This is a genomic window from Paenibacillus lutimineralis (assembly GCF_003991425.1).
GTDB classification, from domain to species: domain Bacteria; phylum Bacillota; class Bacilli; order Paenibacillales; family Paenibacillaceae; genus Fontibacillus; species Fontibacillus lutimineralis.
Genome location: NZ_CP034346.1, coordinates 1,622,030 through 1,646,072 on the forward strand (window position 1 = coordinate 1,622,030; position 24,043 = coordinate 1,646,072).

The following is a 24,043-nucleotide window of genomic DNA, read 5'->3' on the forward strand; positions in this document are numbered from 1 at the left end:
GGTCAGCACAATGAGTCTCGGTAAAGCGGACGGACATAAAGAAATAATCTATTTTCAGGAGCAGTGGGCGGATTCCGCCCCTGCCCCACAGAACGAAGCGGCCGCCCGGCCCCTGGGAGTCCTACTACTTGTTGTGGAGTCGGACACCCCTGAGTCGTGGAGAACTGTTGACGCTTTGACTTCCGATTTTACAGTGGTGAGCGTGCATCTAGGAGCGTCCTACCTCCGGGAGGGAGAACGTTGCTACAAGGTTAACCGGAATCTAGAGAGTGACTACGCCGCTATGCTTGCGGAGGTTATAACAAGCTTCCCGAAAATTGACTCCGTGGTGATGTTATGGGATCAGGAGCTGCCAGCGGGGAGAAATACGGATGGTGCGTTAAGCAGCGTTTTTTATCTCATTAAAGCCTTCCATGCGTTAAAGCTAAGGTTGAACAATCGTTGGCTGTCCCTTTCCACCAGCGGGGGCGAGAGGCTGGATGTCGAGGCACTTGGCGCGCTTGGAAAGTCGTTGGAGCGCGTATATCCGCGCCTGCGCTTTACGCATGCGGAAGTACCCGGGGACGGCTCAAAAGTGGCGGATATATTGCGCGGAGAGCTGCTACAAGACAGTTATGCATTTTCCCATGAGGTCCGGTATGAACAAGGAATACGGAAAGAAAAACAGCTGCGAGAGGTTGTTTTGAGCAGAGAATGCATACTGTTGAAGCCGGGGGGCGTATACATAATTTCCGGCGGAGCGGGCTCTCTCGGGATGATTCTCGCTGGACACTTGGCCCGTACCTACAAAGCAAGGCTGATGCTGCTCGGCAGGAGCACGCAAGATTCCGCACTTGAAGCGAAGCTGGATACGCTGCGCGCAATGGGGGCGCAGGCGGAGTATCTGGCGTGCGATGTTTCCGATCCGCTACAGGCGCAGCAGGCAGTGCAGCAGGCGAAGCGGTGTTTTGGAGATATTCACGGAGTTGTCCACGCAGCGGGTAAGGCGAGCAGCAAACTTATTTTTCAAAAGCAGGCCCATGAGTTTTCCGGAATTCTCCAGCCCAAAATCGGCGGCGTTCTCGCTCTAGATGAGGCAACGAAGGCGGAGGCGCTTGATTTCTTTATCGTCTTTTCATCTACCTCTTCGCTGATCGGAGATTTTGGGCAAGGAGATTATGCCGTGGCGAACCGATATCTGGACAGATTTTGCGAGCGGCGTGATCGTCGGGTAGATCAGGGGCAACGCAGTGGCAGAAGTATCAGCATACAATGGCCGCTCTGGAAAACGGGAGGTATGCATCTAGATAGTGGGGCCGAGCAGTTGTACCTACAGGCCTCGGGTATCGGGCAATTGGAAGCCGAGCAAGGAATCGTCTGCTTTGAAGCGGTGATGGCGGGCGGATTCCCCCAGACTGCGGTTATATACGGAGAACGAGCCAAGCTGGAACTGCAATTGATGCTGGCGAAGCCGACCGAGCATAGTCAAGTCAAAGGAGGCGCAACCGAGTTGGATAAGCATGGTCAGCAACGATCCATAGAAAGTGGCTTGTCGCGGGTTATCCTCGTGGAAGAGCGGGTCAGGCGCGATGTGCTGCGATTAGCTGCGGAGGTTCTACAAACGCAGACAAGCAAGCTGGATATGGATGAAAATATGGGCGATTTCGGCTTTGATTCGATCTCGCTTAAGGAATATGCCGACGCTTTATGCGAACTGTACGGGATCGAGCTGTCCCCCGCCGTATTTTTTGCCAAAACTACGCTAAAAGAGCTGGCGAATTTTCTTCTGGATGAGGATTTCAGTGAGGAGGTCGCAGCTTATTATGCGGCTGAAGAGGGGCCAGAGCAGGCATTTATTGAATCTCCAGCTGAAGAAGGAGTGGCCGAGAAATCTTCATTTACCGAACAACCAGAACCTTCTCCTCCGAGTCAGACTCCGGCTTTGCAGCCGCTCTCCCAAAAGTACCCAGAACGTAAAAAAACGGGCATGGTGCCCACCTCGGTACAGACAACCCGGGATGTGGCCGTTGTTGGCATTAGCTTCAAGCTACCTGGGGCGGATACGGCTGAAGAGCTGTGGGGACTTCTGGATCGCCGCGAGAACCACGTGCGAGAGGTCCCCGATGACCGTTGGGACTGGAAGGCTTATTACAGTCCCGATGCGCAGGAAGACAACAAGACCAATTCTAGATGGGGAGGATTTATCAGCGGGCACGATCATTTCGACGCGAAATTCTTTCAGATTTCACCACGCGAGGCCGAGCTGATGGATCCGCAGCAAAGGCTGTTTATCCAGGCGGTATGGAGAGCTGTGGAAGATAGCGGCTATAAAATGTCGGAGCTTTCGGGCAAACGGGTAGGGGTGTTTGCAGGTGTGCAGTTCTCCGATTATCAGCAGCTACTGTCCGCTAACATGGAGAAGGTACATGCCCAGTCCAGCATCGGCAACGCGACCGCGCTCCTCAGTAACAGGGTATCTTATCTCTTTAATTTCAACGGGCCGAGCGAGTCGATTGACACCGCCTGCTCGAGCAGCCTTGTGGCCCTTCACCGTGCGGTCAAATCGATCCAGCAGGGGGAGAGCGAGCTGGCCCTTGCGGGTGGCGTTAGCCTAATGCTTGATCCCAACACCTATGTAGGGGCAGGCGTCATGGGGGTCTTTTCTCCGGATGGGCAATGCAAAACGTTTGACCGCAGCGCGAATGGTTATGTCAAAGGCGAGGGTGTCGGCGTGGTTGTACTCAAACCGCTTGAGAAGGCGGTGGGGGACGGTGACTATATTTATGGCGTTGTCAAAGGAACTGCCGTAAACCACGGCGGACGGGCCCACTCCCTGACTGCCCCCAATTCCGACGCCCAGGCGGAACTGTTGCTGGAGGCTTATACGGAAGCAGGAGTTGATCCGGCGACGGTGTCCTATATTGAAACCCACGGAACGGGTACTGAATTGGGTGATCCGGTTGAGGTCGGGGGCTTGAAAAAGGCATTCTCCGAACTGTACCGCCGCTGGGACAAAGACCCGGGAAGCGGACAGCCAATCGGGCTCGGCGCTTTGAAGACAAACATAGGGCATTTGGAGCCTGCCTCAGGTATCGCTGGCTTCATTAAGACTCTGCTTGCTCTTGAGAAGAAGAAATTGCCAGGAAATGTACATTTCAAAGAGCTGAACCCGTACATACAGCTTGAAGGAACCCCTTTTTATGTGCTGGACACTACAAGAGAGTGGGTGGCTACGCGCGATGAGTCCGGCGAAGCCCAACCCCGCTGTGCTGGCGTTAGCTCGTTTGGCTTCGGGGGAGCTAACGCTCACGCCGTGATTCAGGAGTATTTGCCGAGACGATCTGTTCCGCTATCAGGTACGGTTCAGGAACCCAAGCTGTTTGTCCTCTCCGCGAAGAATGAAGGGCGTTTGCGCGAATACGCGTTCCAATTACTTGATTATCTGGGTAAAAGTAAACCAGATCTATGCCGACTTGCCTATACTCTACAAATGGGGCGGGAGGATATGGAGGAGAGGTTGGCTGCGGCTGCTTCCGACGTGGAGGAATTGCGGCTGAAGCTGACAGCTTACTGTGAAGGGCGGCAAGCAGACGGACTTTATACGGGAAGCGTCAAGCAGCGCCGGGCCGGGAATATCGAGACTGTTGTAAACGCAAGCGAGGTTCGTAAAGCGTTGTCTTTGAACGACATCCCCGCACTAGCGAAGGCGTGGATGGCTGGGCAGAGGATCAACTGGGAGGAGCTTTATTCTGGGCGCCCGCTCAGGATAGCCGGCCTGCCAACATATCCTTTTGCAGAAACTCGCTATTGGATGCCGCAGAAGGAAAAGCCGTTTTTTGAAACTGCGGCAGACAGTGGCAGAAGCTCCGTCCCTTGTTTGCAGGTACTGATTGGCCGCAACGTTTCTACGCTGTACGAACAGGCCTTTGAAACGGATTTTCATGGCAGCGAGTTTTATCTTGCAGATCATGGGCATGTGCTACCTGGCGTGGTTTACCTTGAAATGCTACGGGCTGCCGGTGAGATGGCTGATCCTGGGCGCCAAGTATGTGTGATCCGCAATGTGATCTGGTCGAATCCGGTCATCGTTGAAGCGAAGGTGCGCACTGTAAGAACGGTGTTGCAGGCCGGTCCCCAGGGCATTGATTTCCGTATTTGCTCGAAACAGGACGGCCAGATAGCCAGCCATGCGCAGGGCAGGCTGGAGATGGGAAGCACGCTCGCTGGGGCCACGGAGAAGCTGGATATCGGGGCGTTGATAGCAAGATACCGCGGCGGAGAAAGTGACGCACGAGCGTATTATGAGCTAATAGGACGTCTCGGTGCTGAGCTTGGCGAACGATTCCAAGGTATTCAGGCGTTGCATTGCGGCTCCGAAGAGGCGATAACGAAGCTTGCGGTTCTTGCTAGTCTGAATCCGACGCTTGGACAGTTCGGGCTGCATCCGACACTGACCGATGGTGGACTGCAATCGGCCGTGGCTTTTGCTTACAAGACCGGACGGATCGATCAGAATGTGCTGTATGTGCCTTTTGTATTGGGCCAACTTGAGATCTTCGATGTTTCTGCTAAGCCCGCATATGCCCATGTGAAACCTTCCGAGGCCAAGGGGCTTAAATTTGATATTTCCTACCTTGGCGCGGGGGGAGAGGTGCTGGCAAGAATGAAGGAACTGACGATCCGGCCGTTTCAGGCAAGCGTGGTTCAATCTGCGCTGGAGTCCGAATCCGATGTGCCGAAAGAACTTGTCTATTTCATGCCGAAATGGGTGCCGTCTCCAATCAACTCGCCGGCGCTTGACCAAGGGGAGGATAGCCGCCTTGTGTTGGTCAACGTCTCCGGTGGCGAATTCGCTGCACTGGGTACCTTTGATTCAGGCGCGCCCGTCCACATCGAATGGGGGCAGAAGTACCAGAAGCTGGAGGCCGGACGTTTTCAGATCAACCCGAACGCTGATGACGCCTTCAATAAATGGGGCTCTGAATGCAGCATTACCGGAGAGACCCGTCTGCGTATCGTTTACATACTGAGACAACCTGGGGAAGAGACGCTGAAGGAGAGAATCCGTCGGGAAATTTATCCGTTGTTCCAGCTGTGCAAGTGGCTTGTGTCCTGGCGGTTCAAGCATGAGGTCCGGATCTGCTGCATTTATCAAGGAGGACAGGCAATCTCGGAATACAATGCATTAGCCGGGTTCTTCCACTCGCTTGTTCTGGAGCAGCCGAAGCTGCTGGGTAGCGTTATTCATTGCAAAGGTATCGCGGATTTAGACCGTTTGCTGATGGAGGAATTGGCAGGTACCGGGGCGCATGAAGTGAAATACGAGGACGGCAGACGTTATGCACGTCAGTTAGTTCCGGCCGAGCCTACGCTCAAACCAGAGCAGAAGCTCATCCAGCGCGGCGCATATTTAATTGTCGGCGGCATGGGCGGTCTGGGCTATATTTTTGCCAAATATTTAGCGGCCTTCTTCCAGGCCCGGCTTGTTCTCTGCGGAAGAAGCACCCACTGCGACGGGGAGAAGCTGGACGAACTAAGGGGGCTTGGCGCCGAGGCGATGTACATTCCCATGGACTTGGCGGACCCGGCATCCGTAGATGGGGCAGTACGGACAGCAAAAGCTGCGTATTCTGGACTGAACGGTGTCTTCCACTGCGCAGGCGTCGTCCGGGATTCATTATGGGCCAAGAAAGATATGGCCGAAGTTGAAATGGTGCTGAATTCCAAAGTGTACGGGACAGCACATTTGTACGAGACGTTGTCTAGGGAGGAGTTGGAGCTGTTTGTACCGTTTTCCTCCTCCACTTCGCTGATCGGAAACATCGGGCAGGGAGACTACGCTTATGCGAACAGCTTCCTTGATCATTATGTCGCCAGCATGAATGAACAACTTGGCAGATCCGATACGGTGCTCAATTGGTCGGTCTGGCAAAATGGCGGTATGCAAATAGATGCGGCCACACGCGAGTTGCTGTGGAACAAGTTCGGCATGCGCCCACTGACCGATGAGGAGGGGATTGCCGCCTTTGAGCAGAGCCTCGCGCTTGGTGAGCAGCAGATTCTAGTGGCTGCAGGCGACCGGGCTAAGCTGATCTATGCCTTTACCCGCCCTGTCCTCAAGGAGAGCGTCCGTCTTAAGGCGCATCCGGTTACGGCCGCTGCGGCGGGAAGGGATTTGATCTCACGGTTGGCCGATGAACTGATCGGCATTATGGCCGATATTCTGAAGAGCGACCGCGGTGAAATTGCAACTGATTCGGATCTGTCAGAGCTGGGGTTCGACTCGATTTCCTTCACGGAGCTGTCTAATGCGATCAACCGCGCTTTTAGCGTAGATATAACACCGACCCTGTTCTTTGAACAATCTTCTCCGCTTACGATAGCGGAGGCCGTCTATGGGGAGTACGGCGTTGTTATTGATCGGTACTTTGAAGCTGAAGAAGCTTTGCCGACACAGACGGCTAATGCCGAGGCACCTTTTGTGGCGAAGCATTGGCAGAAGGTGCTGGCGGACAATTCGCAGAATGCGTTCCGGACGATGCTGCCAACGTTGGTCAATGAAGCGGTATCCGAATTAGTCCACTCCGATCGGGGCGGGAACGGAAGCTTGTTGGAGCTTACTTCTTCCCGTCCGGCTTCAGCCAGAGAGCCTATCGCGATTATTGGCATGAGCGGCATGATGCCAGGCGCGGACAATCTAGAGCAATTCTGGGAGAATCTCGAGGCTAAGCGGGATATGGTTACGGATATCCCCGCGGATCGCTGGAGCTGGCAGGACCGTTATGGCGATCCTCGCACCGAGACAGGCAGAACGGATGTGAAATCCGGTGCGTTTTTAAATGAAATCGACACCTTTGATCCTTTGTTTTTTGGCATTTCGCCTATGGAAGCGGAGAAGATGGATCCGCAGGAAAGGCATATGCTCCAAATTGTGTGGCACACACTGGAGAATGCAGGCTATAAAGCGGACGCGCTAGCGGGTACGCGTACCTCGGTTTTCATTGGTGTCTCCAATGGGGATTACCAGGAGCTGCTGCTCAAGGATGAAATCGCCACAACGCTGACCCGCACGATGCTGACCAACAGGATATCCTATTTCTTCAATTGGAGCGGGCCTAGCGAACCCGTGGATACGGCTTGCTCCAGCTCACTCGTAGCGATACATCGGGCAGCGGAGTCCATTTGGCATGATGAATGTACATATGCGGTGGCGGGTGGCATCAATTTGATCTCCAGTCCCAATCTATTCATTGCGGGTAGCAGCCTTGGCATGCTGAGCAAAGATGGCAAATGCAAAACGTTCGATAAATCTGCCGACGGGTATGTACGGGGCGAAGGAGCCGGGGCACTTCTGCTTAAGCCGCTATCGGCGGCCATCCGCGACAAGGATTACATTCATGGTGTCATTCGCGGAACGGCGGTCAACCACGGTGGCAAATCCAATTCGATTACGTCGCCCAATGCCAAATCCCAGGCGGATGTGATTGTTCAAGCCCATGCGCGAGCTGGGGTTGATCCGGCCACTATTACGTATATTGAAACCCACGGCACGGGGACTAGCCTTGGCGACCCCATTGAGGTGGACGGTTTGAAGAAAGCTTTTAAAACGCTGTTCCGCGCATGGGACAAACCGGATTCAGAGCTGCCGCAATGTGTGCTAGGTTCGGTCAAGACGAATATCGGCCATTTGGAATCCGCGGCTGGCATGTCTAGCATCTTCAAGGTGCTGTTGTCCATGAAGCACAAAAAAATTCCGGGCAACCTGTATTTCAATGAGTTGAACCCTTACATCAAGCTGGAGGGAACCGGACTGAGAATCGCCGAAGAAACCGTTGCCTGGAAAGCGCTAAGCGACGAACACGGAAGTGAAATTCCGCGTAGGTCGGGTATCAGCTCCTTTGGCGTGGGGGGGAGCAATGCGCACATCATCATTGAGGAGTACCGGAATGATCCTTTTGTTCTCCCTACATCGAACCGGAGTAAGTCACTTATCATTTTGTCGGCAAAAAGCCATAGCAGCCTGCTGGAGAATAGTCGCAGATTGCAGGCGTTTGCAGCCCGAAGTCTGAGCCGTTCCATAACGGCATCTGAGGCGGCAGCCGATTTGGAAGCTGCGTTGCGGCAGGAAACTGCCTCCCTTTTTGGAAATATGATGGGAATTGAACCTGAAAATATCGATCCCTATGTCGCACTGGAAGAATACGGCCTCGATGCGGTCAAAAATGTGCAGTTGCTGGAGGCACTGAAAGAAAAATATCATCTGGAATTCAAGGATTCCCTGTACGGATTCTCTTCTTTAAACAGTTTGGTTATGTTTCTCCTTCAGCATGACCCTGAAGGAATTGCCGAATTTTATGCTGGAATGCCAAGCCATGGAGCAGAGCAGACCCACGTTGACGCTTTTCCGGTAACGCTGGAGCAGATTGCTTACGGTTTACAGACCGGACGCTCCGAATTTGCAGAGCGCGCTGCCTTTGTTGTTGATAGCCTCGTAGGGCTGCATGTCCTACTGGAAGCCTATATCAGTGGAAATCGGGATATGCCGGGCATTTACGAGGGGAGAAGCAATGCACGATCGGCGCTTGGCAAATTGTTCGACGGGGAAGAAAGCCGTCTGTTTATGAACGAACTGATGCAAGCGGGCAAGCTGGACAAAATTGCTCAGCTCTGGGTTCAGGGGGTTTCTGTTGATTGGTCGGCCTGGTACTCGAAAGACGTACACAAGACGCCGCTTCCAGAATACGCATTCGACAGGGAGCGCTATTGGCTTCCAGGACCAGACCGGCCACCAGGAAATGCGGTCCGGAAGGAACATTCTGAATCACCGCTGTACAATGAAGCATCTCAGCACGCCCCGGAAGGAGGGGCGTTCCAAGCCGCTGTAGACCATGACTCACAAGAAGGTCGGGTGTCACTGAATGATGAGCAAATTCTGATGTGGCTGACCAAGGTGCAAAAAGGGGAAATCAGCGCTGAAAATCTAAATCTGTTGGTGGGGGATCTTTTGGAATGAGCAGCTATTCAAGAATGCAATTGTTACAGATGGTCGAGAACGGACAGCTATCGCCGGAAGAGGCGTTGTCCTTGATCCGAGGAAATCAGCGGATGAGTCCAGATAACACGCAGGAGGATCCGCCAGACGCGGCTCCATCCGGCCTTGCTGGGCAAATCCGCCAGATCCTGGTTGAAGGCGTGGCAACCCTGTTGAAAGTGCCTGCCGCCAAGATTGACCTTGATACGGGTTGGAGCAGCTTCGGCTTTGACTCTATCAGCTTTACGGGCTTTCAAAGTTATTTGGCTGAAAAGCTGAAAGTAGACCTCTCTATGAACGTCTTTTTAGAATATGGAACCATTAATGAACTGGGTGAGCATCTATTGGAGCAAACACCTTCCCTGCCTGCTGCAACTGCTGATCTTGCTCCTGCTTACGCGCACGAGGCTGCAGGAACTGCGGAATCCCCGCGAGTGGTTGGATCGCAAGTGGCTTACAGTGCGGGAAATGTAAGGCAGACGGCACTGGATAAGTCTATGTGGCAGAAGACGGATTCCTCGGAGAAGGCAGACACCGTTCCAGTCCGCGGCCCTGAAGTCGGGCAGAATCACCTGCGGCTGATCAGCAGCTCGGATCAATTTTTTACTCGGTTCTGGCAAGAGCTAGGTAGCCAAAAAGCATTCACAGGCAGCTACCGATCCTATTCGCTGGAGGAACTGGAGGAGGATCGGCACAAGTACATCCAACTGCTGGTGGGAACATCATCCGGAAAAAGCATGGAGGTTGTCGTCTCGGGCAAAGGCAGCCCGCTTGTTCTTGTAGGCGGGGTAGGCATGGCTTCGCCGATGGTTCTAAAGCAGTTTGAGCATTTCTCGCAAAAGCATAAAGTGATTTGTATTCATAATCCAGGCTGCGGCCTGAGCGAGGACATTGAGGATTATACGCTAGAGGGCAGAGCTAGGATTATCGCGGAGGTGCTGGACGGCCTTGGGGTGAAAGAGCCGGTTGATTTTATCGGCTTCTCGTGGGGGGGACTTCTGGGGCAAACTTTCAGCGTAATGTATCCGAAGCGTATATCCCGTCTCGTACTGGTCAGTTCTATCTATGAAATCGTCAATGAAAATCCGAAGATGAATGCTGATGAGGCGATGAGGCTGGATCTGGAGGCCGTGCCGGGCGGAGAGGATTATTCAGAGCTGATGGAATGCGGCAAAAGTATCGATCAGCGGATTTTTACTAAATACATGGAATATTATCTGCCTGGAAACCAAAAGAGCTATTCGACGATGAACATCCTCAGGCAAATTCAAGCTCCTGTACTGATTGTCTTCGGAAGAAACGATACCATTATCAACACCCGGCAATCAAAAGTGATGGGAGCCACTATTCCGGGCGCCGCTATGCTGGAACTGGAGGACGCGGCCCACTTTTTGTTTATGACGCATCACAAGCAGCTGAACCTCGCGGTAGAGGACTTCCTAGTGGGGAACACAAAGCCCCATTTCTTCAGCTTGAAGGAATGTCGGGCGCAGATGCTCGAATTCGAGCGGTGCCGCTTGGCGGAGCTTCAGATTGCTGGGCTTGAAGAATACGACGGGCTCGAGGAGCGTCTCAACAACCTGTGCACTAGCTACGCGTTCCGTTTCTTGAAGGATTCAGGCATAGATGTAAGCGCGGGTGCCATCCATGACCGGAACGAATGGGCGATGCGTCTGCGATTGCCAGCGGCCTATACCCGCCTGCTGGACTGCATGATCGACATGCTGGCCGAGGACAGGATCGTAAAGCTGATGGACAGCCGAGTGAAATTTGTTGCGGACGAGTCTACGGTGCCGGATCCAAAGGTACTGTACGAGGCGTGCCTGGAGAGCTATCCCGAGTTCAAGGGCATGCTTTCCTTCCTCGATTATTGCGTTGGAAAATACCAGGATGCACTTACCGGCAAGATTCCTCCGGTCAGTGTGCTTTTTCCGAAAGGAAGCTCGGATGCGTTGGAGCAGAGCAACCGGGATACGGTGGAGCATGGCAGGGAGCGGGTATATGCCGGGGTCGTACATGATACGCTCTCGCTGCTCATTGACGCAGGGGAAGGAGCGGAGATCAATATACTTGAGGTCGGCGGTGGTACCGGCCTGCTGACCCGTCAGCTGCTGCCGCTTGCGGCGCGCGCTAACGTCAACTATTGGTTCACCGACATCGGGGAATATTTTATAGGCAAAGCCAGACAGAATCCCGAATTTGCTTCTCTGAACTTCAAGACATTCGATATCACTAAAGATCCAGAGGCCCAAGGATTTACATCTGGCAGCTTCGACGCTGTGCTTGGCCTGAATGTGGTGCATGCCACTAAGGATATCCAAGGCACGGTGGATAATCTGAAGCCTCTTTTGGCTCCGGGAGGAATCATGATGCTGATTGAGGCCTGTAAACGGCAGCGCTGGGTGGATATGGTCTGGGGGCTGGCTGAGGGCTGGTGGGTCTTTGAAGATCTGCATCTGCGCCAGAAATCGCCAATTATCGATCCGTACGCTTGGGAGAAAGTGCTTGCTGCTTCCGACTTCAGGGAGTTTCATGTGTTTCCCGAAAAAGATAACCAGCGTTTTACTGCGGATTGTGTAATTGCCGCTGCCCAATACCGATAAATATTCAATAAATTGAAACAAAATTTAACAATATACAGTACAAACATTCATTGACAATAAAGGAGTTATTATCTGATAATCTAGTAGATTAATAGGGGAATTTGTGGAAAAATGTCAATGAATCCCTTCTAGGAGGCGCAAATGGAAGCAACCTATGATTTGTTTACCATTAAGACTCAATGTATGACGTTTGTGAATTATTCTTATCTTGGAATCGACAAGTCCTCCCTCAAGGCTTTTGTTGTTGATCCATCCTGGGATGTCTCGCAGCTTGTACATAAACTGAAACTGCATAACGCTTCGTTGGAAGCGGTGCTGCTCACGCATTCCCATTTTGATCATACCAATATGGTGAACAAGCTGGAGATGCTTTACCAGCCCACAGTCTATTTATCCAAAACAGAGGCGGAATATTATCGGTACCACTGCACTCGTCTGAGAACAGTGGAGGATATGGATATTATCCGTGTTGGCGATACCCCTATCACCTGTCTTTTAACTCCAGGTCACACACCGGGAAGCGTCTGTTACTGGGGGGGCGACAATCTGTTCTCCGGCGACACCGTGTTCATCGAGGGCTGCGGTATATGCGACAGCGAGGGTGGCTCTGCGGAAGATATGTACTACAGCATTCAAAGGCTAATCCAGCTGATTCCCGCGAATGTCCGTGTTTATCCCGGACATTCCTTCGGAGAGCCCCCCGGCAGGGAAATGAGCTATTTATACAAAAAGAACCTGTATTTTCAGATTGATGACATCAATCATTTCGTCAAGTATAGAAATCGGAAGAGTAATTCCAAAATTTTTGATTTCAAGTAACCGGATAGCCGGCTGTATGGGCTGAACCGTCATGTTGGATTACGGGAGGTACAAGAGTGCAAGACGAATTGGTATTTATGTTCTCCGGCCAGGGCTCCCAATACAGCAAGATGGGCCTTGAATTGTACGAAGCAAACGCTGTTTTTCGCCAAACCATGAATCAACTGGACGAGTCCTTCCAGGCATTGACCGGTGCAAGCGTTGTGGCAGAGCTTTATCTTGCCGCTAAGCGAAAAGGATCGAGGTTTGATGATATTTTCTATTCCCATCCTGCCATTTTTATGGTTCAATACGCGCTCTCCCAAACGCTGATTGCCGCAGGCATCCGTCCACGTTACGTCATAGGTGTCAGCCTCGGCGAATATGTGGCGCTTGCGGTAGCCAAGGTTCTCTCTCCCACACATGTGCTTGAGCTGATTGTCAAGCAGGTGAATTTGCTGCAGGAGACATGCGGAAAAGGTGCGATGATCGCCATTTTGGACAACTGTCGTCTGTATGAAGAGAGTGCGGAGCTGAATGGTCGTACTGAGCTGATTGCCGTCAATTATGATAAGCATTTTACCGTCGCCTGCAGCGTAAAACACGCCAAAGATACTCAGCAATTTCTGAAAGAACGGAATATTGCTAGTTTGAAGCTTCCCGTAAATTATGCATTTCATTCGGCATCCATCGACAGGCTGAAGGAGCCCTATTGTGATGTCTTGAGGGGATGCGAATTCCGTTTACCTGAAATTTCTTTTGTTTCTTCCATGATGGGTGGTCCGGTAAAGCAGATTGGGGAGTCCTTCCTGTGGGACGTGCTGAGGGAGCCGATGAATTTCCAGGGAGCCTTAAAGGCACTGGCCGACGGGAATCCCAAGGTTTATCTTGATCTGGGGCCCTCGGGAACATTGGAGAACTTCAGCAAGAAGCTCCTCGACCCGGCGCAAACCCGGGCTATCAAATCTATCATTACCCCGATGGGCAGCGATATGAAGAAACTTAATGAGACGATCGTCTATTGCGGACAATTGAACCTTACAAGAGATGGGGAGAAAGCGAAGATGAAAGCTTATTTATTTCCGGGACAAGGCGCACAATCGGTTGGCATGGGGGACAAGCTATTTCAGGAGTTTCCGGAGTATACCGCTATCGCTGACCGGGTGTTGGGCTATTCCATTGAAGAGCTATGCCTCAAGAACAGCAAGAAGTTGCTGGACAATACTGCATATACGCAACCCGCACTTTACGTAGTGAATGCATTGTCATATTTAAAACATCAGCAGGAATCCGGTGAAGCCCCCGACTATGTTGCGGGACACAGCCTTGGCGAATACAGCGCGCTGTTTGCCGCGGAAGTGTTTGATTTTGAGACAGGATTGCGGATTGTGCAAAAGAGAGGCGAGTTGATGAGCACGGCTACCGGAGGCGGTATGGCTGCTCTCATTGGCTTGACGGAAGAAGCGATCCGGGAAATTCTTGCCCAGCATAGACTGGATCGGCTAGACGTTGCCAACCTCAATACACCTACCCAAATTGCTTTATCGGGGCTGCAGGAGGATATAACGGCTGCAAAAGAGATTTTTGAGAGCAGCGGCGTCTCCGCCTATGTGGTTTTGAATGTCAGCGGAGCGTTTCATTCCCGGTACATGCGTGATTCAGCAATACAGTTTAAGCAATTCCTCGAACAATTTACCTTCAAAGCGCCCAAAATACCAGTCATATCGAATCTGACATCTAGACCCTACACTCTGAAAAATATGATTCACTACATGACAGAGCAAATGGTCAGCAGCGTGCAATGGACGGAGTCAGTACGCTATCTAATGGGAAAAGATCCTGAAATGGAGCTGTTGCAGATCGGTCCCGGCCATGTGATCGCCGGACTGGTCAGCAAAATCAAGAGAGAAGCTGAGCCACTTATTGTGGAAGACGATGCGCCTTCAGAGGATAATTTCTTCTTGGAAGCGGCAGCGGCTGTCGAACTGCCTGATATAGAGCCTATCTTGGAGGAAACGGCCACCGAAGAAGAAATTTATGCTGAAGAGATTATTTTGAACGAGGAAGCAGTGCAAGAGGCCGGGCTGGAACAAACGGAAGTGCTTGAGGTTCCGGCGAATGCTGACAATCCAAAAGTTCTAGCTGGGGAGGGTTCCCCAGGAATGCAGCTCGGCAGCACCGGGTTCAAGCAGCGTTACGGTTTGGACTATGCATATGTCCTAGGTGGAATGAATGATGGAATTTCGTCCCAAGAGCTGGTTACGGCGGCTGGAAGAGCGGGCTGTCTGGCCTTTCTCGGTGCAAGCGGAATGCGCCAGGTAGACCTGGAGCATTCCATCCGCGGCATCCGCCAAGCTCTGGGGGCTGACGGTTCGTTCGGAGTAACGGTTATGTACCACCCGATTCATTCCGGCAGGGAAGAACGGCTGATCGAAACGCTGCTGCGGGAGAAGGTGGACTTGGTTGAAGCCACCTCGTATCTGACGATGACACCGGCGCTGATAAAGTATCGTATTCTCGGGCTGAGCCAGCGTCCAGACGGAACGATTCGAACCGCTCATCGTATCATAGCCAAGGTTAGCCGCCCGGATATAGCCAAAATGTTCATGCTTCCTCCACCGGAACGCATCGTGGAGAAGCTGGTGGCCTCTGGAGATATTACGCCCGAGCAGGCTCAGTTGGCCCGGCTTGTGTCGATAGCGGACGATCTATGCGCCGTTGGCGATTCGGCGGGACCAACCGACCAGGCGAATCTACTGAGCCTGCTGCCAACCATGATCCGCCTGAGACAGGAAATCGCACGGGATTTTGCGCCGGCGCGGGATATTCATATCGGTGCGGCGGGTGGTATTGGAACGCCCGAAGCCGCGGCGGGGGTGTTCCTGATGGGTGCCGAATTTATTTTAACGGGATCGATCAACCAGTGTACGGTGGAAAGCGGAGCGAGTGCTGAGGTAAAGGATATCCTCGAGCAACTCAACGTCTACGATATGGCCTATGTTCCGTCAGCCGAGCTGTTTGAGCTTGGCGGCAAGGCGCAAGTGGTCAAGAAGGGCCTATTTTTCTCGGCAAGGGCGAACAAGCTATATGAGCTGTACCGGAATTTGTCCTCGATCGGACAATTGGATCCCAAGACCAAAAGCCAACTGGAGGAGAAATATTTCGGTCGGACGATCACGTCGATCCTTGAGGAGTGTAAGAGGGACATGCCGGCAGAGGAACTGGCTTCATTAAATTCCGATTCGAAGCAGCAGCTCGCAGCCGTTTTTAAATGGTATATCGAGAATAGCAAGAAATCGGCCATTGCCGGAGAAACAGGTAATAAGGTCAATTACAGCATCATGTGCGGACCTTCGGTTGGCGCATTCAACCAATGGGTGAAGGGCACGGCGCTCGAAGCCTGGAGAAATCGCAAAGTCGCCATCATTGGCGCCAAATTGATGGAAGAAGCAGCCACTATAGTCAGAGGGGAGATCGTCCAATGAACAAAGATCAAATTTTTGAAATTATGAGGGAGAAAATGCTAGACATCCTGCCGGACTTGGACGTCCAGCGTGTCAGCAGAGAAGAGAGCATGAAGGATTTGGGTGCGAACTCCATCGATCGCTTCGATATTATTTCCGACACAATGGGCGAACTGAATTTGAAAATTCCGCTCGTTAAGTTCGGTAGCCTCAAGAATATTGGAGAGGTAGTAGATTTCTTGTATGAAAACCTCTAGCAGCGCTTCCTCCTACAGCTTTCGGCATTTCCACCCGGTCGTTGTCACCGGGATCGGCGTAGCCGGGGCGGCGGCGGTAGGAGCTGCCACATTCGAGCAGGTTTTGCGGGAAGGACGCAGCTCGGTGGGCTATCTGACCGGGATGGCCTACCCAAACGGAAAACCATTGATTGGCGCGGAGGCGGAGGCCCGGGAGCTTCAGGTGGGATTTCAGAGGTATGCCCCCGGTTTAAGCCGAACAGCTGGCAGGCTGTTCAAAATCTCGGGTAAATCGGTTCAAGCGTCGTCCGTGGCCGCCGCTGAAGCATGGCAGCAGGCCGGGCTGGAGGAACGCAGCCTCAATCATGAGCGGATCGGGATCATCGTCGCGGGGAGCAACATATCGCCAGCGGTCAGCTATTCTGCTTACAAAGAGTACGGGGAGCAGCCTGAGCTGCTCCATCCCCGTTATGCGCTGAGCTATATGGATACCAATCAAATCGGCGTTCTTAGCGAGATGTTTGGTATCTGTGGAGAAGGAATGACAGTTGGTGGAGCTTCTGCGAGCGGCAATGCCGCGATTCTAAGAGCGTCGCAGTGGATTCAACTGGGTCTAGTGGATGTGTGCATGGTAGTGGGGGCCATGGCAGATTTGTCGCCTCTAGAACTGCAGGGATATCTCAATATCGGCGCCTATGGAGGAAGCGGCTTTGAGGGAGCCCCGAAGCAAGCGTGCCGTCCGTTTGACCGGCGGCATGAAGGCTTTATCTTGGGGCAAACCTCAGCCTGCTTGATTCTGGAATGTGCTAGCAGTGCGGCTGACAGCGGAGCAGAAGTGCTCGCAACTGTGATCGGCGGCGCAGCGGCGCTAGATGGGCACAGCCTCTCCAATCCCAGCGAAGACGGCCAGGTCCGGACGATGAAGGAGGCGCTCCGCAGGGCGGGGCTACCCACGTCTTCCATAGATTATATCAATGCTCACGGGACTTCTACGCCACTCGGCGATTTGACTGAGCTTGCCTCCATCCGGCGCGTATTCGGTGAGCATCTCGGACGTGTGCGGATTAATTCTACCAAAGCACTCACCGGACATTGCCTGTATGCTGCCGGCGTGGTGGAAGCGGCGTCTGTCATCATCCAGATGAAGGGTGGGTTTCTTCATCCGCAGATCAATTTGGAGGAGCCGGTCAGCCGGGAACACTATTTTGCCACGCAGAAGGCGGAGGCGGCAGATTTTACATATGCGCTAAGCAATTCATACGGTTTTGGGGGTATAAATACTAGCATTATTTTCAAGAAAGGATTGTGCTGAATGCGGACAGGAATTGAAAGCATCAATTTTTACGGTGGCCCAGCGGTCATTACAGCACGCAGTATTTTTGAGGGCAGAGGGCTGGATTTAAGTCGGTTCGACAACCTGATGATGGATCGAAAATCGGTGGGGGTGGCGTGTGAGGATGCTGTAACCAATGGTGTCAATGCCGCCAAGCCGATTATCGATGCCTTGAGCGAGGATGAAAAAAAACGGATCGAACTCGTGATCACGGCAAGTGAATCCGGGGTTGATTTCGGCAAATCCATCAGTACATATATCCATGATTATCTGGGATTGGGCCGGAACTGCCGCCTATTTGAGTTAAAGCAGGCATGCTATGGAGGTACCGCGGGTCTGCATATGGCAGCGTGCTTCGTTGCCTCGAATGTGTCACCGGGAGCCAAAGCGCTGGTGATTGCAACGGATGTCGCCAGAGCAGCTGCCAAGAGCACTTACGGGGAGCCCTCGCAGGCCGTTGGCGCTATTGCCATGCTGGTTAGCGACAATCCGGAAATTCTGGAGCTGGATTTCGGTGCCACGGGTCAATACAGTTACGAGGTTATGGATACCTGTCGACCGCTTCCTGAGATTGAGACGGGTAATCCGGATCTCTCGCTGCTGTCATATCTGGACTGCCTAGAGAATTCCTACAAAAATTACAAGCAGAAGGTAGACGGCGTGCATTTTCAGGAAACCTTCGATTATTTGGCATTTCATACCCCTTTCGGAGGGATGGTGAAAGGAGCGCACCGCAAGCTGATGCATGAGGAGCTGAAGCTCCGAGGGCCAGTCGTCCAGCAGGATTTCGAACAGAGAGTGGCACCTGCCCTCACCTACGGCATGCAGGTGGGTAATGTATATTCTGCCGCGCTGTACTTAGGTCTGTGCAGCCTAATTGACCATGCGCAGGTTGATGATTACCGTCGGGTTGGATTGTTCTCCTACGGATCAGGTTGCTCTTCGGAGTTTTACAGCGGGGTGATCGGGCCGGGGGCGGCGGTCAAATTGAGCCAAATGGACATTGGCGGGCATCTGAACAGCCGCTATGAGTTGAGCTTTGACGAATACGAGCAGATTCTTGATCAGAATGTGGAGTGGCTATTCGGCATTCGTGACAAGAAAGTCGATTTCTCCGGCTTCAGCCGGGTCTACGACCACTTCTTCAAAGGCAAGGGATATCTCGTGCTTTCCGAAGTCGATGACTTCCACCGGAAATACGTATGGAGTTGACCGAAATCGGAACCTATTGCTGCCTGGGTGTAGGCCATGTGTTTGAAGGTATCTACAGTATTCGGCTTAGCCGCCCTGAGGACAAAAACAGCCTTACCGCACGGCTTGTGTCCGAGCTACTGCATGCTTTGGACGCCCTCGAACGGTTAGAAGATTGCAAGATGGTTGTGCTTGAAGGAGCAGGGGGATATTTCTGTACAGGAATGAACCTTCAAGCTTTCGAGGATAGAAGTGCGGACGGAAAAGATTATTCTACGCCCGAATCGCCTCAATTCATGTTTGTGATGAAAACCATCGCCGGGATGTCCAAGTTCGTCATTGGCAAGGTAGACGGGCAAGCCTTGGCCGGAGGGGTTGGTCTAGCGGCGGCCTGCGATTATGTAATCGCAACCCCCCGTTCTACGTTCGCGCTGCCGGAAGCTATCTGGGGACTTGTTCCCGCGCTGATCAGCCCTTATCTGATCCGAAGAATTGGCTACTGGCAGGCATATCAAATGACCCTGACTACATTACCGTTAGACGCGGAAGAAGCGCTGAAATGCCGGTTAGCGGACGAGGTGACGGCGGACCCCGATGCAGCGATTATGAAACTGTACCGAAGGGTTAGTCGCGTCTCTTCCCGAACTATGCGGGAAATCAAACAATATTTCAAGCAGATGTGGATCATCAACGAAGCGATGGAGAATGCCGCTATTGAAGAAATCGATAAGTTGACTGCATCGCACGAGGTCAGGGAGTCGATTCAGAACTATGTACGCTACAAGCGGTTTCCCTGGGAGAAATGAGGTTAGTCAGAGCATGATCCAGAATGATTTTGCGAACCGCTATCCCGATTATTGGTCGCAAGGGGTATGGATTATCCCGCTTCAACTGGAAGGGACAAGTCCGCCGGCTTCTCTCAACCTAAGCGTCGTTGCTTTGCCGTCGGAATCAGTTGCTACCGATTTTTTAAGCTTGGTGGAGCAGGAGGAATATTCTCGCTTTCAATATCCGCGCCGTCGCAACAGCTATTTGTTGGGGAAGCTGGCGGCCAAATTGGCGCTTGCCAGGGGTGATGATGAGCTGTCTGCGATTGCAGTTGACCACGGAATTTTAAATCAGCCCATCGCATCCGGCAGATCCAGCAAGGTCACGGTTACGCATAGCGATACATTGGGTGCGGCGCTTGCTTATGACCAGCGGCTGCTTGCCGGCATCGATCTTGAACTCATCAACGAGCAAGCGAGAGACGCTATGCTCAGGATTACTTCGGCGGAAGAGGAAGGACTTGTCAGGCGGCTTGGAACGGATATTGCGCCAACCGCGTTTCTTACCATACTCTGGACGGCAAAGGAAGCGATTTCTAAGGTGCTGCAAACCGGATTCACGGTGGCCATGGAACTGTTCGAGGTAAAGTCGCTGGAGCGAAATAAATACGGGGTTGTGGGGAGCTTTCGTCATTTTCCACAGCTCGTATCCGTCTCCGTTGTGCGTGAAGACTACGTATTCAGTATGGTGCTGCCCGCAAAGGCGTTAGCCGAAGGCGAGGAGTTCCGAATACTTGAACTTATGCATAACAGGCTCCCGGTCTGTTCAATCATCACAGTGGATTAGCGGGGTACAGGCAGTTCAGAGGAATTATGCTCACATAACTTTTAGGAGGTTCGCTTATGAAAACATTGGTGCTTTATACGAGTGTCTATGGAAGTACGCAGCAATATGCGGAGTGGATTGCTCAGGAGCTTGACGCGGTTATCGGCGATATCAACAAATTCGATATGGCTCAGTTAGACGGGTATGACACCATTATTCTCGGAACCTATGTGCGGGTGGGCAAGCTGGTCGCCGGTGATTACCTGAAGAAAATCTGGCCTCGTATCCAGAATAAAAAAGTTGTTCTCTTTTCGGTCTCCAAGACGCCGGTGAATAGCGAGGCTACCTTTAAAAACTATCGGAAAAGCGTTCCCGAGAAAATCCGCGCTGCGATTCAGTATTTTCCGCTGGAGGGACGCTTTGTATTCAACGAGCTGGTGGATAAGGACAAGACTACGATGCGCATCGGCCAGAAAATGACACGCATCTTCATGGGCAAGGCCATGGCGGAAGAAATGGTGCGGGATTGTGACGATGTGCGTTCCGAGAATCTCCAGCCGCTGTTCGCTGCGTTGCGAAGCATTTCTTGATTCCGTCAAAGTTGCGAAAGGAGGGATTGGGATGCGGATTGCTGTATGCGTCAAGCAGGTGAACCTTCCCCGCGAAGGCGCCGCTTTGAATCCGGCTGACCGTTTTGCGCTTGAAGAGGCGTTGCGTATCCGTGATGCGCAGGGTGGTGAAGTTACCGTCGTTAGCATGGGGGCAGATCCAGCGGCCAGAGTACTCCGGAGCTGTATCGCGCTGGGAGCGGATGAAGGCCTGCTTTTGTCGGATAAAACATTTGCGGGTGGGGACACGATGGCCACGGCCACCGTGCTCGCCCAAGGATTGATGGAGAAGATAAAACCGCTGCTGGTGATCTGTGGCAGCCATTCCGTCGACGGGGAGACAGGGCAGGTTGGCCCGGCGCTTGCTGATAAGCTGGATTATCCCCATACAACTCATGTATCTGAAATTCTGAGACTAGATGAACAGTGCATTCGCTGCAGGCGAATCACCGAAGATGGAGAAGAAATCGTAGAACTGCTGCTTCCAGCTTTGATAACGGTACACCATGGGATGAATCAGCCTCGCATGGCTACAGTCAAGGGGATACTCCGGGCTAACCAAAGTGGCATTCGACGTTTGAACGCCGCTGATCTCAAGTTGATGCCCGGAAGCTGCGGCCTTGCCGGATCTCCTACCCGCGTAACACGCACGGTCCAAGCCGTTGCATCCATGCATAACCCATTTGAGGTGGGCGGTGACGATATGGAGGGTCAGATTGAGGCTGTCGTCGCTTTGCTGCTTCGACAGAACCAAATAGATGAAAGGAAACAACCGCTCCATTCATAAGGGAGGAAGGAGAACGAAATGACGGAAGAGCAGGATCATAGCAACGTCGGCGGAATTATGATTATCGCGGAGTGCGGGCCAGCCGGCCCGAAGCCTGTGTTGTACGAGTTGCTTGGAGCGGCCTGCGGGTTGAATGCGAAGCTTATGGGTATCATCTCAGTGGCGCTCATCGGAAGCGGCTGCGGTGGATACAGCAGCAGCTGCATTCACCATGGCGCTCATCAGGTTTTTTTAATTGACCATCCTGGGCTTTGGCCGCTCAACGAAGAAGTATATACCGGACTGCTGCATGAGCTTGTCGTGGACTTAGAGCCCGAAATTGTGCTTATGCCTTCTACCATACATAGTAAATCGATTGCTGCCCGGCTTGCATCGCGGCTGGGTACAGGCTTGACCGCAGAGTGCACGAATCTGGATATTGACCTGCCGGAGCGGACACTATTGCAAATTCGACCTGCCCGAGAGTGTTCATTGATGGCTACTGTGATCTGCCCGCAAGCCCGACCGCAGATGGCGACCGTCCGTCCCGGTGCCTTGCGGTCCAGCATCCCTGATTTCCAGCGGAGTGGTATTGTCGTCCACCGTCCTGTCCTGTTTCCTGTGGACTTGCGTACCACCGTCCTTGAAACGTTGGCCGATAGGGCCGCACGGCACTCATTCGGCGAAGGCGGCATTATTGTGGCGGCAGGACGGGGAATTGGAGGAAAGAACGGGTTGGAGCTAGTGCGGGAGCTATCGGATGTCTTGGGAGCAGATATTGGGGCTACCCGTCCGGTCGTGGATATGGGCTGGCTGGACGGTTCCAAGCAAATAGGGCTTACTGGCAAGCATGTTAAGGGCAAGATTTACTTTGCCGTCGGTATATCCGGAGCCATTCAGCACACGGTGGGCATACGGGGGATGGATACCATTATCGCTGTGAATCCAGACAAGGATGCGCCGATTTTCAAGGAAGCGCATTATGGCATCGCGACCGATATGTTTACCGCCCTGCCGCTGTTGATTGATAAAGTAAAACAAACCATGAAGGTAAGCAGGTGGTGAGAAAATGGAAGAAACAATAAGCTTTCTGCAGTTTCAGAGCATTTTTGCGGAGTATCTGGGGATTGATTCTTCCCGGCTTACCCGGGAGGTTAATCTGTTGCTTGAGCTGGGGGTGGATTCGTTGTCCCTGGTCAATGCGATGATTAGGTTGGAGCGGGAATATCAGGTCATGTTCAAACCGGAGGATGCCATCATGACTCGCACCCTGGGTGAAGCCTATGATTTATTCGTCAATTACCGCAGCCAGGGGGAAGAAATTCAGAGCGGTATTTAATTGTCTGTTAAGGAGGCTTGTTTTCATGTTGAATTTGTCTATTCGTTCCTTATCCTATGCGGTTCCTAGCGGACGCCTGACCAATGGGGAAATTGTAGATTTGTTTGCAGAAAAGTATTTCCGCAATCTGCCAAAGGATGATCTTGAACAACTGGTGTATGGCAGCAAGCGGAAGCTGGATTTCCTGGAAATTCGCACGCGTTCCTACTCACTGGATTACGCCGAAGAGGGCTCTGTCCAAATGGCTGCGAGGGTATCTCGGGAAGCGATTGCAAAGGCTGGGATGACGCCGGACGATATTGATCTCCTGCTTTTTGTCGGCGTGTGCAACCCGTTCCGGGAGCCTTCCTATTCGATTATTCTGGCTCATGAACTAGGGATGACGCAGGGTAACTACTACGATATCAACGATACTTGTAACGGATTTTTGAAAGCGTTGGAGTTGTCCAGCCTATATATAAATTCCGGCAAATACCGCAACATTCTTGTGGTGACAAGCGAGAATCCTTTGGAGCTGCTGGAAGCCTCGAACTTTACGGGCAGAGTGGATACGCTTGCGGAAGCAGATTACAAAATGAACCTGTTCTTCGCTGGAGCAGGCGCAGCGGCGATGCTGCTAACTGCGGACAGCGGGGAGAAATCGGCGCTTTACTACGGGGAAGAACGAAATCACGCAGACTGGGAGTTGTCGCTATACGTCTCTCCAAAAATCCATATGCCTACGCCTCGATTCGAAGGAATGGACTTTATGAGCTGGGCGGACGGCAGAGGCATCGCAGCGCATGTGATTCGTGATATGCCAGCGTTTGTGCACCGCTTTCTGGATGAGCACGAGATTGTGAAAGATGAGATTCGGTATATTTTTTCGCATCAATTGGGTCGCAATATCACGAACTCGCTGCTGAACAAGCTGGAAGTACGCACCGAAAGGGTCTTTCCGGTCAACACCTTTCCCGATTACGGGAATATGGGCAGCGCCAACATTCCTATCGGCCTGTGTATGGCGGAAGAGCAAGGACTGCTATGCAAAGGCGATTCCATTCTTCTGCTGGGCAGCGCCTGCGGCTTGACTTACGGAGCGGCTTATATCCTATGGTAATGC

General features: G+C 52.5%; 14 protein-coding genes. All 14 read left to right on the forward strand.

The window, feature by feature from the left end; genetic code table 11:
• Positions 1-10 precede the first annotated feature (10 nt).
• Positions 11-8,992, forward strand: coding sequence for a type I polyketide synthase (locus EI981_RS06625; protein WP_126996558.1), 8,982 nt, complete (start codon positions 11-13; stop codon positions 8,990-8,992).
• Between the two features lie 14 nt (positions 8,993-9,006).
• Positions 9,007-11,613, forward strand: a complete 2,607-nt coding sequence (locus EI981_RS06630) for an alpha/beta fold hydrolase (RefSeq protein WP_162616112.1) — start codon at positions 9,007-9,009, stop codon at positions 11,611-11,613.
• Between the two features lie 141 nt (positions 11,614-11,754).
• On the forward strand, positions 11,755-12,432 hold the full coding sequence (locus EI981_RS06635) for an MBL fold metallo-hydrolase (RefSeq protein WP_126996562.1): 678 nt from the start codon (positions 11,755-11,757) through the stop codon (positions 12,430-12,432).
• 56 nt (positions 12,433-12,488) lie between these two features.
• Positions 12,489-15,896: an ACP S-malonyltransferase gene (gene fabD, locus EI981_RS06640; RefSeq protein ID WP_126996564.1), complete on the forward strand. Its 3,408-nt coding sequence runs from the start codon at positions 12,489-12,491 to the stop codon at positions 15,894-15,896.
• Positions 15,893-16,132, forward strand: a complete 240-nt coding sequence (locus EI981_RS06645) for an acyl carrier protein (RefSeq protein WP_126996566.1) — start codon at positions 15,893-15,895, stop codon at positions 16,130-16,132. The genes fabD and EI981_RS06645 overlap by 4 nt, the downstream gene beginning before the upstream one ends.
• Complete coding sequence (locus EI981_RS06650) at positions 16,119-17,423, forward strand: beta-ketoacyl synthase N-terminal-like domain-containing protein (protein ID WP_126996568.1); 1,305 nt, start codon at positions 16,119-16,121, stop codon at positions 17,421-17,423. Before EI981_RS06645 ends, EI981_RS06650 begins: the two co-directional genes overlap by 14 nt.
• Complete coding sequence (locus EI981_RS06655; protein WP_126996570.1) at positions 17,424-18,656, forward strand: hydroxymethylglutaryl-CoA synthase family protein; 1,233 nt, start codon at positions 17,424-17,426, stop codon at positions 18,654-18,656. It abuts the gene before it with no gap.
• Entirely contained in the window at positions 18,647-19,441 is a 795-nt protein-coding gene (locus tag EI981_RS06660; protein ID WP_126996572.1) for an enoyl-CoA hydratase-related protein, read from the forward strand. The genes EI981_RS06655 and EI981_RS06660 overlap by 10 nt, the downstream gene beginning before the upstream one ends.
• A 13-nt stretch (positions 19,442-19,454) precedes the next feature.
• On the forward strand, positions 19,455-20,249 hold the full coding sequence (locus EI981_RS06665; protein WP_162616113.1) for a 4'-phosphopantetheinyl transferase family protein: 795 nt from the start codon (positions 19,455-19,457) through the stop codon (positions 20,247-20,249).
• A 56-nt stretch (positions 20,250-20,305) separates the two neighbouring features.
• On the forward strand, positions 20,306-20,818 hold the full coding sequence (locus EI981_RS06670; RefSeq protein WP_126996575.1) for a flavodoxin domain-containing protein: 513 nt from the start codon (positions 20,306-20,308) through the stop codon (positions 20,816-20,818).
• A gap of 31 nt (positions 20,819-20,849) precedes the next feature.
• A complete protein-coding gene (locus EI981_RS06675; protein ID WP_162616114.1) occupies positions 20,850-21,623 on the forward strand; it encodes an electron transfer flavoprotein subunit beta/FixA family protein in 774 nt (257 codons plus the stop codon).
• 18 nt (positions 21,624-21,641) lie between these two features.
• Positions 21,642-22,667 (forward strand): electron transfer flavoprotein subunit alpha/FixB family protein, encoded by a 1,026-nt coding sequence (locus tag EI981_RS06680; RefSeq protein WP_126996579.1) that lies wholly within the window; start codon positions 21,642-21,644, stop codon positions 22,665-22,667.
• Positions 22,668-22,671: 4 nt separating this feature from the next.
• The gene (locus EI981_RS06685; RefSeq protein WP_126996581.1) at positions 22,672-22,941 is read left to right on the forward strand and encodes an acyl carrier protein; all 270 of its coding nucleotides are present in this window, start codon (positions 22,672-22,674) and stop codon (positions 22,939-22,941) included.
• Between the two features lie 25 nt (positions 22,942-22,966).
• Complete coding sequence (locus EI981_RS06690) at positions 22,967-24,040, forward strand: 3-oxoacyl-ACP synthase III family protein (RefSeq protein ID WP_162616115.1); 1,074 nt, start codon at positions 22,967-22,969, stop codon at positions 24,038-24,040.
• The last annotated feature ends 3 nt before the right edge of the window (positions 24,041-24,043 follow it).

Coding starts and splice junctions, on each gene's coding strand:
- EI981_RS06625 (WP_126996558.1), top strand. CDS start 11: ATGAGTCTCGGTAAAGCGGACGGACATAAAGAAATAATCTATTTTCAG.
- EI981_RS06675 (WP_162616114.1), top strand. CDS start 20,850: ATGCGGATTGCTGTATGCGTCAAGCAGGTGAACCTTCCCCGCGAAGGC.
- EI981_RS06665 (WP_162616113.1), top strand. CDS start 19,455: ATGATCCAGAATGATTTTGCGAACCGCTATCCCGATTATTGGTCGCAA.
- EI981_RS06680 (WP_126996579.1), top strand. CDS start 21,642: ATGACGGAAGAGCAGGATCATAGCAACGTCGGCGGAATTATGATTATC.
- EI981_RS06660 (WP_126996572.1), top strand. CDS start 18,647: ATGGAGTTGACCGAAATCGGAACCTATTGCTGCCTGGGTGTAGGCCAT.
- EI981_RS06650 (WP_126996568.1), top strand. CDS start 16,119: ATGAAAACCTCTAGCAGCGCTTCCTCCTACAGCTTTCGGCATTTCCAC.
- EI981_RS06645 (WP_126996566.1), top strand. CDS start 15,893: ATGAACAAAGATCAAATTTTTGAAATTATGAGGGAGAAAATGCTAGAC.
- EI981_RS06630 (WP_162616112.1), top strand. CDS start 9,007: ATGCAATTGTTACAGATGGTCGAGAACGGACAGCTATCGCCGGAAGAG.
- EI981_RS06635 (WP_126996562.1), top strand. CDS start 11,755: ATGGAAGCAACCTATGATTTGTTTACCATTAAGACTCAATGTATGACG.
- EI981_RS06690 (WP_162616115.1), top strand. CDS start 22,967: ATGTTGAATTTGTCTATTCGTTCCTTATCCTATGCGGTTCCTAGCGGA.
- EI981_RS06655 (WP_126996570.1), top strand. CDS start 17,424: ATGCGGACAGGAATTGAAAGCATCAATTTTTACGGTGGCCCAGCGGTC.
- EI981_RS06670 (WP_126996575.1), top strand. CDS start 20,306: ATGAAAACATTGGTGCTTTATACGAGTGTCTATGGAAGTACGCAGCAA.
- EI981_RS06685 (WP_126996581.1), top strand. CDS start 22,672: ATGGAAGAAACAATAAGCTTTCTGCAGTTTCAGAGCATTTTTGCGGAG.